Origin of the sequence: Ideonella flava, from assembly GCF_051857595.1 — a bacterium.
Taxonomy (GTDB): Bacteria; Pseudomonadota; Gammaproteobacteria; order Burkholderiales; family Burkholderiaceae_C; genus Ideonella.
In genome coordinates this window covers 145,099-157,791 of record NZ_JBPZHD010000004.1, presented here as the reverse complement: position 1 = coordinate 157,791, position 12,693 = coordinate 145,099, and the positions used below count along the sequence as shown (strand labels likewise).

Below are 12,693 nucleotides of genomic sequence, written 5' to 3'. Positions count from 1 at the left end.
TCGATGGCTTTGCATCCGCCGTGCCTGCGCATCCAGCGCGGCCAGTCCATCGCCGAGTTCCTCGTGGGCCTGGCGGTCCTGACGCCGCTGTTCTTCGCCATCGCCTATGCCGGCAAGTACGGCGACCTGCAGCAGACGACCACCCAGGCCAGCCGTTATGCGGCCCTGGGCCGCGCGATGGAGCCGTCCGAAGGCCGCCTCGCCGGCTCGACCATCGAGGACCAGATGCGCACCCGCTTCTTCCTCGCCGGCGACTACCTGCACAACGGCCGCATCCAGAGCGACGACAGCGTGGCGGGCCTCACGACGGACAAGGGGCAGGCCGAGCTGTGGCAGGACCTGTCCGGCAACCCGTTGCTGAGCCGGCCGGACAAGATCACGCTGCAATGGGGGGACACCGGCCTCGGCAGCGGCGGCGTCGAAAAGGCCATGGGCGTGATGACCAAGTCGGCCGGCAAGAGCTATCCCGGTGGCCAGGTGGCCAGGGTCGAGGTCACGCTGGCCAACAAGCTGGACCAGATCAACGCGAGCCCCAAGCCCATCGTGATCGCCGCCGCCACCGCGGCCGCGGGCAACGGCCTGGGCAGCTCGGGCTCGCAAGGCACGCGCGACGCCGCCGCGACGATCGTGCCCACCTCGCACATCCCCGGCGCGCTCACCGGCTTCCTCGAGAAGGCGATGGGCCTGTTCGAACCCGAGGGACCGAAGATCGGCTGCATCAAGCCCGACGTGGTGGCCACCAACCGGTTGGACGGCGCGGCCGACAACAGCCAATGCAAGTAGCCACGCATCCCGCGGTGCGTGCCGGCCTGGCGGCTGGCGCAGCCCTCGGCGCCACGCTGGCGGCCGCGGCACCGGCCTGGCCCGAGGTGCCACCGCCGCCGCGGGCCGAGCTCGTCGAATGGGTGGCGCGCGACGCGGTGGTCAACGGCCTGCCCACGCGCATCGAGCGCTTCGAGACCGAGCTCACGCCGAACGAGGTGCTGGCCTTCTACCGCCAGCGCTGGGGCGGCGCCGCTGCCGGTGCGCCGCGAGAGACGCAATCGGGCGACTGGCGCGCCTTGTCCACCCTGATGCCCGGCGGCTACCAGATCGCGGTGCAGGTCAAGCCCCGCAGCCCGTCCGGCACCGAGGGCCTGATCAGCGTGGCGGCTTTCCGCGAAGCCCGGCGCGACCCGGTCCCGACAACGTTGCCACGCTTCGGCGACACGCGGGTGGCGCAGGTCACCGAATCGACCGACGGGCCGCAGCGCAGCCAGCTCGTCAGCATGGTCAGCACCGAAAGCTTCGACGTGAACGTCGCCCGCTGGCGCGGCGAGTGGCAGCGCCGCGGCTGGCAGCTCGCCTTCGAGCAGCAGCCGGCGGTGGGCAGCGATGGCGTGCGCACCTGGCTCGCGAGCTTTGCCAAGCCGCCGCAGTCGATCGACCTGGCGCTGGCCTGGCGGCCCGCCGACCGGCGCTCGTACATCACCGCCAACCTGCTCGGCCCGGCCGAAGGGAGCGCGCCATGAAGGCATCGCGGCGTCACGTGCTGGCGCGCCGTGCCGCGTCCCGCGGCCAGGCCCTGGTCGAGTACATCGTCATCGCCTCGGTGCTGGCGGCGGCCATGTTCACGGTCGAGTTCGGCGGCCGCACGGCGGCGCAATACCTGGCCGACATGATCCGCGCCTTCTTCCGCAACCTGAGCTACTTCATTTCGCTTCCCTGACCTTCCCACCTCGCGCTGTACGGACGCTGTCATGGCCATCGCCCTGCCCAAACCCAAGATCTCCAAGATCAACACCAACTGGCTCTTGCTCGGCGTCGCCCTGGCGCTCGGCGTCGGCGCGGTGGTGCTGAGCAACCAGCTCATCCAGCGCCGCATGAACCAGCTGGAGGAGGAGGCGCGCCGGGGACAGCAGACGGTGCCGGTCGTCGTGGCCAAGCGCGACATGGCGCGCGGCGACCCGATCACCGCCGACGCGATGGCCGTGCGGCAGGTGCCGCGCGAGTTCGTGCACGAGACGGCCGTGCGGCCCGGGGACTTTGGGTCCATCGAGCGCCAGCGCCTGGCGGTGCCGCTCAAGCGCGGCGAGATCCTGCTGCCGGTGCATTCCGAGGGCAACGGCAACCAGGTCTTCTCGGCCACGCTGAAGAAGGGCTGGCGCGCACTGACCTTCGAGGTCGATGCCGTCAACTCCATCTCCGGCATGCTGCGGCCCGGCGACCGCATCGACCTCATCTACACCGCCCGCGGCATCAGCGGCGGGCCGGCCGGCAGCGACGTGGACGTGACAGCGCCGCTGATGTCCAACGTGACCGTGCTGGCGACCGACCAGAGCGTGACCAAGCGCGACCTGGAGACCGGCAAGGAACGCTCGTTCTCCACCATCACGCTGGAGGTCTCGCCGCTCGACGCCGATCGCATCATCGTGGCCAAGGAGTCGGGGCGGCTGACGGCCGTTCTTCGCCACCCGGAGGACGAGAACGCCAACACGACACGTGCACTGACGGCGGCGAATTTGTCCGGCCGCGGCACGGCGCGCGAGACCAGTGGGCCTTCGGTCGAGTACATCGTCGGCGGCAACGGCCGCGGCGGCATGGCGGAGGTCCAGTGGCAGCTCGGCCGCCTGGCGGCCGGGGGTGGATCCGGTGGCGGCGGAGGTGGCGTCGTCGCCGCGGCCGCCCCGGCGGCCGCCGCGGCGCGCTGAAGGGCTGGCCGCTTGAACGCAGAACAAGACATTCGAAGAGGGAAGGAAGTCTCGTGTCCTTGTCGTTTGCCCCTTTGGCCGGCCGCGCCGGCCTCGCCGCCCTGGGCCTGGCCGCTTCGGCCGCGTTGTTCGCGCAGGGCGCGTCCACCAATCCGCCGCCCGCGACCCCGCCCGTGGTCGATCCAGGTGCCGGCCGAGGCCTCGTGAACCCACCAGCGGCCGCCGGCACGGTCATCGAGGCCACCAGGCCGGGCGCGCCCGCGCAGGCCACCCCTCGCGGGCCCAAGCCTCCGCCCATGCCGGTCATGGTCGAGAGCGGGCCGAAGCGAACCATGGCGGTCGGCGAGGTCGCCACCATAGGCCTGCCCGGCGTGGCGCGCATCGCCATCGGCAACGGGGCGCTGGTCAAGGCGACCGTCGTCGACGACCGCGAGATCGTGCTGCTGGCCGAGGCGGCGGGGCAAACGATCATGCACGTGTGGCTGCGCAACGGCCGCCAGATCAGCTACGAGCTGCAGGTGCAGGCCGTGCGCACCAGCCGCGTGCTGGAGGACCTGCAGGCCCTGCTGAAGGAGACGCCGGGCATCAGCGCCCGCCTCGTCGGCGAGCGCGTGGTGATGGAAGGCCGCTATCCGAACGCCGAAGCCGCGGCGCGGCTGAAGCTGCTCGCGACCAACTTCCCGCAGGTGCTCAACCTGGTGCCCGAGGCGGCTGCCGACGCCGACCCGCTGCAGCTCGAGCGCATGGTGCAGATCGACCTGCGGGTCGTCGAGGTGAAGAAGCGTGCGCTCGACCAGCTCGGCATCAAGTGGGCTCCCAACGCCAATGGGCCGGCGTTCGCCACCAATGCGCTCGGCTACAGCAACACCCCGTGGCGGCCGGCGGACAACGTCGGCATGCCGCCGGTCAACATCGCCCACCCGATCGCCACCTACCTCGGCCTGGCGACGCAGATCACCTCGGCGCTGAACTTCCTCGAGCAGAACGGCGATGCGTGGACGCTGGCCGAGCCCAGGCTGTCGTGCCGCAGCGGTGGAACGTCCGAGTTCCTCGCCGGTGGCGAGATCCCGATCCCCGTCGGCCAGGGCTTCGGCGTGGTGTCGGTGGAGTACAAGAAGTACGGCGTGATGATCGAGTTCAAGCCGGTCGCCGATGCGCAGGGCAACATCGATTCGCACCTGCTGATCGAGGTCAGCGAGCCCGACACGCGCAATGCCAACGGCGGCTTCATCGCCTTCGCCACCAACCGCACCGAGACGCAGGTCGCGCTCAAGCAGGGCGAGCCGCTGGTCATCTCGGGCCTGCTGCGGCAGAAGTCCGACAAGTCCACGGATGCCATCCCGGGCCTGGGCAAGCTGCCGTTCATGAGCCTGCTGTTCGGCGCGCGCGAGGCCCGCACCGAGCAGACCGAGCTGTTCGTCATCGCCACGCCGCGCGTGATCACGCCCCAGGCGGCTGCGAACCGCGCCGGCATCGAGCGGGCAGCCGAGATGGCCGCCGAGACCGAAGAGAACACCCGCGGCCGGCTCGAGCCGGCGAAGGCCGCCCCCGCGCCGTCCGAGCCGCCCGCCGAGCCGGCCGGCGGCACCTCGCGCGGCAGCCGTTGAACCAGGAGCCCCTCCCATGCTGACCATCGAAGTCGCCGCCAGTCCTGGCCAGCAGGGCAAGCCGGTGAAGGTGCATGCGCCACGTTGCGTGATCGGCAAGGATGCCGACTGCGAGGTCCCGCTGCCGGGTTGGCGGGTGAGCCGGCGCCACGCCGAAGTCTTCGTCTCCAACGACAAGGTCTTCGTGCGCGACCTCGATTCGACCTTCGGCACGCTGGTCAACGACCGCAAGTTGGAACAGGCGCATCCGCTGGGCGAGGGCGACGAGATCCGCATCGGCTCGCATTCGCTGAAGGTGCACTGGCACCGGCCTGGCAGCGATTCACAGGCCGGCGAAGGCGAGGCGCTTGCGCGCACACCGGCAGCCACGCCGCCCGCAGCACCCGAAGCGCCGGCACCCGCGGCACCGGCGGCACCGCCGGCAGCCAGCGAAGAGCACTACCGCGTCCGCAAGCTGCTGCACGACCGCCTGCTCGAGGCCTTCGACGTGCGCCGCACCGACACGCACCGCATGGCCGACGTCGACCTGCGCGAGCTCACCGAGAGGCTGATCCGCGATCTCATCCAGCGCCTGGCCGACGAGCTGCCGCCCGACCTGGACCGCCAGCAACTGCTCGAGGAAGTGCGAGATGAGGCGATCGGCCTGGGCCCGCTGGAGCCGTTGCTGGCCGACCCGAGCATCACCGAGATCATGGTCAACCGGCATGACGAGGTCTTCGTGGAACGTTCGGGCCAGTTGCAGCGCTGGCCGGCGGTCTTCACCAGCGACCGCGCGGTGCAGGGCATCATCGAGCGCATCGTGGCGCCCATAGGCCGTCGCATCGACGAGAGCTCGCCGATGGTCGACGCGCGGCTGAAGGACGGTTCGCGCGTCAACGCCGTGATCCCGCCGCTCGCCTTGAAGGGCCCGTCGATCACCATCCGCAAGTTCAGCAAGCGCAAGCTCGATTCGACCGACCTGCTGAAGTTCGCCTCGGCCAGCCCGGCGATGATCGAGTTCCTGCAGGTGTGCGTCGAGAAGCGCAAGAACATGCTCATCTCGGGCGGCACGGGCTCCGGCAAGACCACGCTGCTGAACATCCTGTCCAACTTCATCCCCCACGGCGAGCGCATCGTCACCATCGAGGACGCGGCCGAGCTGCAGCTGCACCACGCCAACATCGTCTCGCTGGAGGCGCGGCCGGCCAACATCGAGGGCAAGGGCCAGATCTCCATCCGCGAGCTGGTGAAGAACTCGTTGCGCATGCGGCCGGACCGGGTGGTGGTCGGGGAATGCCGGGGCGGCGAGGCGCTCGACATGCTGCAGGCCATGAACACCGGCCACGACGGCTCGCTGACGACCGCCCACGCGAACAGCCCGCGCGACATGCTGGCGCGGCTCGAGGTGATGGTGCTGATGGCCGGCATGGACCTGCCGGTGACGGCGATCCGCGAGCAGGTCGCCTCGGCCGTCGACATCATCGTGCAGCAGACCCGCTTCGCCTGCGGCACGCGCAAGATAACCAGCATCGTCGAGGTGACCGGCGTGGAGAGCGGCAAGATCCAGCTGCAGGAGGTGTTCGCCTTCGTGCAGACGGGCATCGATGCGCGCGGCAAGACCCAGGGCTACTTCACCGGCCGCGGCTTCGTGCCGGAGTTCTACGACGAGCTGGCAAGAATCGGCGTGCCGCTGGACCTGAACATCTTCAACGACGGCATGCAGCCCACCGCCGAGGCGCGGGAGCGGCGGTCGTGATCCTCGAACTCTCGCTCATCGCGCTGATGGTCTTCGGCGCCATGCTGGCGGCGCTGTGGACCCTGCGAGCCGCCTTCGGCCGCTGGCGCGAGATGTTCACCGAGAACGCCCGCGTGTCGATGGAGGACATGTTCCTGTTCATCGACCCGCGGGCGCTGTTCCGCGCCAACGTGGCGATCTTCCTGCTGCTGCCGCTGCTCGTGTGGCTGGCCACCGGCGTGATCGTGTTCGCGGTGCTGGCGGCGCTGGCCGGCGCGATCTTCCCGCGATTGGCGTGGGTGGTGATGCGCAACCGCCGCCAGCGCAAGCTGGTGCTGCAGCTGCCGGATGCGCTCACCATGATGGCCGGTTCATTGCGCGCCGGCGCCAGCCTGCAGCAGGCACTCGACATGGTGGTGAAGGAGACGCCCGCGCCGGTCTCGCAGGAGTTCTCCATCCTGCTGCGCGAGCAGCGCCTGGGCCTGGCGCTCGAGGACTCGCTGCGTGGCATGGCGCAGCGGCTGAAGGTGGAGGACATAGACCTCTTCGTCTCGGCCATGAGCATCGCCAAGGAGGTCGGCGGCAACTTGTCCGAGATCCTCGACCGCCTCGCCACGACCCTGCGCGCCAAGGCGGTGATGGAAGGCAAGATCCGCGCGCTCACCTCGCAAGGCAAGCTGCAGGGGCTGATCGTCGGTGCGCTGCCCATCTTCCTGGCCGGCATCCTCTACGTGATGGAGCCGGCGGCGATGATGCCGCTGTTCACCACGCTCTACGGCTGGGGCGTGATCGCCGCCGTCTTCGTGCTGCTGGCGATGGGCGGCTTCTTCATCAAGAAGATCGTCACCATCGACGTCTGACCCTCCGGAGCCTGAAGTGAACGACACCCTGCTCGTGGCCCTGCTTGCCGGCGTGGCGCTGTCGGTGGCCGCCTTCGCCGTGTGGCGGCTGGTGGTCGAGCTGGGCAGCGCGGAGACGATCTACCGCGACCGCCCGCCCTCGGGCTTTCGCTGGCTGTGGCCGGCGGTGAACATCTTCGCCAACACCTTCGGCTTCCTGCTGCGCGGCGAGCGCGAGGCGGCGCTGATGGCGCGGCTGCGCAAGGCCGGGCAGGAGTACGCCTTGACGCCCCAGCAGTTCTTCGGCGGCAAGATCGTCGGCGCGGTGCTGGGCGCGCTGGTCGGCTTCACCTTGTCCGGCGAAGGCGGGGCCCTGCTGGGCGTGGCCCTGGGCGGCGTCTTCGGCTTCGTCTACCCCGACATCTGGCTGAGCGACCACACCAAGAGGCGCAACCTGGCGATCCTGAAGGCCATGCCCTTCTTCCTCGACATCGTCACGCTCTCGATCGAGGCCGGCCTGAACCTCACCGGCGCGCTGCAGAAGGCGGTCGACAAGTGCAAGGCCGGCCCGCTGATGGTCGAGATCAACCGCGTGCTGCGCGACGTGCGGGCCGGCAAGCCCCGCATCGAGGCCCTGCGAGACCTGGCCGAGCGCATGGACTACGCGCCCATCTCCAGCCTGGTCAGCGCGCTGGTGCAGGGCGAGCTCATGGGCTCCAGCCTCGGCCCCATCCTGCGCGCGCAGAGCGACCAGCGCCGCACCGAGAGATTCCAGCGCGCCGAGAAGCTGGCCATGGAGGCGCCGGTGAAGATGCTGGGGCCGCTGATCATGTTCATCTTCCCCTGCACCTTCATCGTGATCGGCTTCCCGATCGTGGTGAAGTTCCTGACCTCAGGCATATGAAGGCGCTGCACCTGCACATCGACGGCCAGCGCAGCGCCTGCCGCATCCGGCAGGCCCTGCGCTGGTGGTCGCGGGCGGTGGGGCTGCTGGCCACCGCCACGCTGGACGACCCCTGCGGCCTGTGGATCGCGCCCTGCAACGCGGTTCACACGCTCGGCATGCGCTACCCCATCGACGTCGTCTTCCTGCGCCGCGACGGCACGGTGGCACGCGTCGTGCCGCAGCTGGCCCCGTGGCGCGCTGCGTCCTGTCGCCAGGCCCATGCAACGCTGGAGCTGCGCGCCGGGCTCGCCGAGCACTTGCACCTCGCCCCCGGGCGGACGGTCGCCCTGGGGGCCTGAAGCATGGGCGGCACGCGCACATCGGGCTGGGGTGGCGTGGCCGAGGGCGTGGCACCGCGAGGCACGACGGCGAGCCCGGCGGTCCGTGCGCTCTTCATCGCCTGCATCTTCAGCTCGGCCTTTCTGCTGTTCCTCGTCCAGCCCATCATCGCCAAGCAGGTGATGCCATGGTTCGGCGGCGCGTCCAGCGTGTGGACGACCTGCCTGATGTTCTTCCAGATCGTGCTGCTGGCCGGCTACGCCTACTCCGACGTGGCGACGCGAAAGCTTGCACCCAGGCAGCATGCGCGGCTGCATGTCGCGCTGCTGGCGCTGGCCGTGCTCACGCTGCCCATCGTGGCCGGCGAGGCGCTGAAGCCGGACCCGGAGCACGCGCCCCTTCGCGACCTGCTGGTGCTGCTGGCCGCGACAGTGGGCCTGCCGTACTTCTGCCTGTCGACGACCGGGCCGCTGCTGCAGGCCTGGTACGCGCGGCTGGTACCGCAGGGGCGCGTCTACCGGCTCTTCGCGCTGTCGAACCTGGCCTCGCTGGCCGGGCTGCTGGCCTATCCCTTCCTGATCGAACCGTATTCAAGCAGCCTGCAGCAATCGCGATGGTGGAGCGCAGGCTTCGTCGTGTTCGCCGCGTTGTGCGCCGGCTGCGCGTGGGTGAGCCGGGGGGTGGCCTCGCCCTTGGTGGCATCCGCAGGGAACGAAGATCAAGCGCCGCTGCCGGCGCGCAGCGAGCAGGCCTCGTGGTGGCTGCTCTCCGGCCTCGGCTCCGCGCTGCTGCTGGCCATCAGCAACCACCTCACGCAGAACGTGGCCGCGGTGCCGCTGCTGTGGCTGCTGCCGCTGTCGCTGTACCTGCTGAGCTTCGTGCTGTGCTTCGAGGGGCGGGGCTGGTACCGGCGCAGCGTTTTCACCGGCCCGCTGATCCTGGCGCTGGTGGTGCTGGCGTGGGGCATGAACGTCCATTCGCGCGAGGTGAAGATCGCCATCGCGGTGCCTGCGTTCGCGGCGGCCTTCTTCGTCTGCTGCATGTTCCTGCACGGCGAACTCGCGATGCGCAAGCCGGCGGCCCGGCACCTCACGCGCTTCTACCTGGCCTTGAGCGGCGGCGGGGCGGCCGGTGGCCTGTTCGTCAGTGCGATCGCGCCGGCGGTGTTCGACAGCTACCACGAGCTGCCCCTGCTGCTGATCGCCACGGCGCTGGCGATGCTGTGGCTGCTGCGAGGCTATTTCACGGCCCACATCGCCGCATACGGCGTGCTCTCGCTGGCGGTGATGGCCACCGGCCTGACAGTGTTCATGGGCTGGATCCACCTGCACCGCCAGGCGCAGGACAACCTCGTGATGATGCGCAACTTCTACGCCGCGTCACGGGTGGCCGAGTACGCCAACGACCGGGGCGACACGGTGCGCACGCTCTACAACGGCTCCATCGTCCACGGCACGCAGATACGGAGCCCCGACGCAGCGCGGCGGCTGATGCCGACCACCTACTACGGCGCCGGCAGTGGCGTCGCGCTGGCGATGAAGCGCTTCGAGGGCGCCCCCAAGTCGGTCGGCGTGATCGGTCTGGGCATAGGCACGCTGGCCGCCTACGGCCGCGCCGGCGACGACTTCCGCTTCTACGAGATCAACCCGCACAGCCAGCTCGTCGCCGAGCGCGATTTCAGCTACCTGCGAGAGTCAGCGGCACGCCACCAGGTGATGCTGGGCGATGCGCGCCTGAGCCTGCAAGGCGAAAGCGCACGCGGTCAACCCAACCGTTTCGACCTCCTGGTCGTCGATGCCTTCTCGGGCGACTCGATCCCGGTGCACCTCATCACGCAGGAGGCCCTGTCCGTCTACCGGCAGCACATCAAGCCGCACGGCCTGATCGCCTTCCACGTCTCGAATCTCTTCCTCAACCTGGAGCCGGTGGTGGAGCAGCTGGCGGCCGACGCCGGCCTGCAGGCGGTGTACCTGCGATCCACCGTGGACTACCCTGAGAAGACCTCGGTCTGGGTCATCGTGACCGACGATCCGGTCTTCCTCAACGACCCCGAGGTGCAGGCGCGGCGCCGGCCGATCACGCCCATCCCGGGCCTGACGCTGTGGACCGACGCGTCCAACAACCTTTTCAAGATCCTGTACTGAGGATCAACCTTCCAGCCGCTTCTGGAAGACCAGGCCGGCGTGCTCGCGCAGCGCGTGGAACTTGATCTTCGGCCAGTTGGCTTCGATGGCGCGCAATTCGGCCGCGTACTCCAGCAACAGCGTGGGCGCATTCACCGCGTCGTAGGCGATGCGATGGCTGTTGCCGTCGATGAAGCGCTTGAGCTCCTGGTCGCCGCCGTCGGCCGCGTCGCAGGTGACCCATCGGGCCACGTTGTAGCGGGCCGGCGTCACGCGGGCCTTCACGCCGTATTCGTGTTCGAGCCGGTGCGCGACGACCTCGAACTGCAGCTGGCCCACCGCGCCCAGCAGCAGCACGGTGCCCATCACCGGGCGGAAGACCTGGATGGCGCCCTCCTCGCCGAGCTGGGTCAGGCCGGCCTTGAGCTGCTTGGTCTTCAGCGGATCGGCCACCTCCACCGAGCGGAACAGCTCCGGCGCGAAGAAGGGCAGGCCGGTGAACTGCAGGGCCTCGCCTTCGGTCAGCGTGTCGCCCAGCTGCAGCACGCCGTGGTTGGGGATGCCGATGATGTCGCCGGCGAAGGCCTCGTCCAGCAGCTCGCGCTTCTGGCTCATGAAGGTCACGACCGTGTTGGGCCGCAGCTCCTTGCCCGAGCGCACCACCTTCATTCGCATGCCGCGTTCGAACTTGCCCGAAGCCACTCGGACGAAGGCGATGCGGTCGCGGTGGGCCGGGTCCATGTTGGCCTGGATCTTGAAGACCACGCCCGTGAACTTCGGCTCGTCGGGCTCGACGCTGCGCTGGATGGCGCTGCGGGTGCCTGGCGGCGGCGCCAGGTCGACGAGGGCATCGAGCACTTCCTGCACGCCAAAGTTGTTCACCGCCGAGCCGAAGAACATCGGCGTCTGGCGGCCGGCGAGGAACTCGGCCTCGTCGAAGGCCGGCGCGGCTTCGCGCACCAGCTCGATCTCGCCGGCTGCCTGCTGGTAGACGTCGCCGAAACGATCGTTCAGCAAGGGGTTGCCGATGCCGTCGATGATCTCCTCGGTGCCCGCGACCCGGTCTTCGCCCGGGGTGAAGACGCGCATCTGGTCCTTGCGCAGGTCCAGCACGCCGCCGAAGAACTTGGCCATGCCCACCGGCCAGGTGAAGGGCACCACCGTCATGCCCAGCTCGCGCTCGATCTCGTCCATCAGCGCCAGCGGCTCCTGCACCTCGCGGTCCATCTTGTTGACGAAGGTCAGGATGGGCGTGTTGCGGGCCCGGCAGACTTGCAGCAGGCGCCGCGTCTGCGGCTCCACGCCGTTGGCCGCGTCAATCACCATGAGTGCCGCGTCCACCGCGGTGAGCACGCGGTAGGTGTCTTCCGAGAAGTCCTGGTGGCCGGGGGTGTCGAGCAGGTTGATGGTGCAGTCGCGATATTCCATCTGCATCACCGAGGAGGCGACCGAGATGCCACGCTGCTTCTCGATCTCCATCCAGTCGGACGTGGCGTGGCGACTCGCCTTGCGGGCCTTCACCGAGCCGGCGATCTGGATCGCGCCCGAGAACAGCAGCAGCTTCTCGGTGAGCGTGGTCTTGCCCGCGTCGGGGTGGGAAATGATGGCGAAGGTGCGCCGGCGGCGGACGTGGGGCGTGAGGTCGGAGGCCATGGTGTCGGGAGTCGGGGCGCCATTATCGGCTGGGCCTGCAACCCCTAGGCCGGGGTGAGGAGGAGCGTGCGCCATCGATATCCTCGGCCGCGTTCCATCCAACCATCCACAAGCCTTTTCGGGAGATCCTCACCCATGCGAGTCCTGCCCTGGACCCTCATCGCCGTCGCCTGCACCTTGGCCCTGGCCGGCTGCAAGAAGAAGCCGGCCGAAGCCGAGCACTCCGCCGCCACCAGCCAGGCGCAGCCCGCGCCGACACCGGCCGCCACGCCGGCTCCCCAGCCGCCGGCCGAGCCCACCCAGGAGCAGCGCCGCGCTGCCGAGGCGAAGGCCAAGCTCGACTACGCGACGATGGAAGACGGCTACATCAACGACCCCAAGGCGCAGTGGGCCTCCGGCGCGCGCGCCAGCTCCGCCTTCAACGAGACGCCGGAGAAGGCCAAGGAGAACCCGCAGGCCTCGCGCGCCTGGAACGCGACCGGTTCGCCTGACGGCAAGCAGTGGATGCAGCTCCACCAGGACATCGGCATGGACTGGATCGAGCTGAGCTACGCCCAGCCGGTCCATGCCACGCAAGTGCGCGCCGTGCTGACCAGCGGCGATGCCGTGCGCTCGATCGCCAAGGTCGAGCTCATCGACGAAGGCGGCACGGCCCAGGCGGTCTGGAGCGGCGTGAGCGACATGGAGCCCGACAAGCGCGGCCAGCGCAGCTGGTTCGTCAAGAGCTTTCCCGCGACCGCGAACAAGATCAAGGCGGTCAAGCTCACCTTCGCCAATGCCGTGTCCTCCGGCTACAAGGAGGTCGACGCGGTGCAACTCGTGGGCGAATAGCCGGGGCGAAG

The 12,693-nt window shown here is 69.4% G+C and carries 12 protein-coding genes; 11 read left to right on the top strand and 1 reads right to left on the bottom strand.

Annotated features, from left to right (window positions below; translation table 11 throughout):
• The first annotated feature begins 3 nt into the window (after positions 1-3).
• Genes ACS5PM_RS09845 through ACS5PM_RS09800 form a run of 10 tightly spaced genes read left to right on the top strand, consistent with a single transcriptional unit; the run spans position 4 to position 10,219 of the window.
• Complete coding sequence (locus tag ACS5PM_RS09845; RefSeq protein ID WP_439387433.1) at positions 4-783, top strand: hypothetical protein; 780 nt, start codon at positions 4-6, stop codon at positions 781-783.
• Positions 774-1,511 carry a hypothetical protein gene (locus tag ACS5PM_RS09840; RefSeq protein WP_439387432.1) on the top strand — a complete coding sequence of 246 codons (738 nt, stop codon included), beginning with the start codon at positions 774-776 and terminating at the stop codon, positions 1,509-1,511. The genes ACS5PM_RS09845 and ACS5PM_RS09840 overlap by 10 nt, the downstream gene beginning before the upstream one ends.
• Positions 1,508-1,708 (top strand): hypothetical protein, encoded by a 201-nt coding sequence (locus ACS5PM_RS09835; protein ID WP_439387431.1) that lies wholly within the window; start codon positions 1,508-1,510, stop codon positions 1,706-1,708. Before ACS5PM_RS09840 ends, ACS5PM_RS09835 begins: the two co-directional genes overlap by 4 nt.
• 31 nt (positions 1,709-1,739) lie before the next feature.
• Positions 1,740-2,690, top strand: a complete 951-nt coding sequence (cpaB, locus tag ACS5PM_RS09830) for a Flp pilus assembly protein CpaB (RefSeq protein ID WP_439387430.1) — start codon at positions 1,740-1,742, stop codon at positions 2,688-2,690.
• Positions 2,691-2,743: 53 nt separating this feature from the next.
• On the top strand, positions 2,744-4,297 hold the full coding sequence (locus ACS5PM_RS09825) for a type II and III secretion system protein family protein (protein WP_439387429.1): 1,554 nt from the start codon (positions 2,744-2,746) through the stop codon (positions 4,295-4,297).
• Positions 4,298-4,313: 16 nt separating this feature from the next.
• Entirely contained in the window at positions 4,314-6,032 is a 1,719-nt protein-coding gene (locus ACS5PM_RS09820) for a TadA family conjugal transfer-associated ATPase (RefSeq protein ID WP_439387428.1), read from the top strand.
• A complete protein-coding gene (locus ACS5PM_RS09815; RefSeq protein ID WP_439387427.1) occupies positions 6,029-6,871 on the top strand; it encodes a type II secretion system F family protein in 843 nt (280 codons plus the stop codon). Before ACS5PM_RS09820 ends, ACS5PM_RS09815 begins: the two co-directional genes overlap by 4 nt.
• Before the next feature lie 16 nt (positions 6,872-6,887).
• Entirely contained in the window at positions 6,888-7,754 is an 867-nt protein-coding gene (locus ACS5PM_RS09810; RefSeq protein ID WP_439387426.1) for a type II secretion system F family protein, read from the top strand.
• Positions 7,751-8,095 carry a DUF192 domain-containing protein gene (locus ACS5PM_RS09805; protein ID WP_439387425.1) on the top strand — a complete coding sequence of 115 codons (345 nt, stop codon included), beginning with the start codon at positions 7,751-7,753 and terminating at the stop codon, positions 8,093-8,095. Before ACS5PM_RS09810 ends, ACS5PM_RS09805 begins: the two co-directional genes overlap by 4 nt.
• A 3-nt stretch (positions 8,096-8,098) precedes the next feature.
• A complete protein-coding gene (locus ACS5PM_RS09800) occupies positions 8,099-10,219 on the top strand; it encodes a fused MFS/spermidine synthase (protein ID WP_439387424.1) in 2,121 nt (706 codons plus the stop codon).
• A gap of 3 nt (positions 10,220-10,222) precedes the next feature.
• Here ACS5PM_RS09800 and ACS5PM_RS09795 read toward each other — a convergent pair whose 3' ends face one another.
• Positions 10,223-11,851 carry a peptide chain release factor 3 gene (locus ACS5PM_RS09795; protein WP_439387423.1) on the bottom strand — a complete coding sequence of 543 codons (1,629 nt, stop codon included), beginning with the start codon at positions 11,849-11,851 and terminating at the stop codon, positions 10,223-10,225.
• 135 nt (positions 11,852-11,986) lie between these two features.
• On the opposite strand from ACS5PM_RS09795, the gene ACS5PM_RS09790 reads away from it, so the two are divergent.
• Positions 11,987-12,682, top strand: coding sequence for a hypothetical protein (locus ACS5PM_RS09790; RefSeq protein ID WP_439387422.1), 696 nt, complete (start codon positions 11,987-11,989; stop codon positions 12,680-12,682).
• The last annotated feature ends 11 nt before the right edge of the window (positions 12,683-12,693 follow it).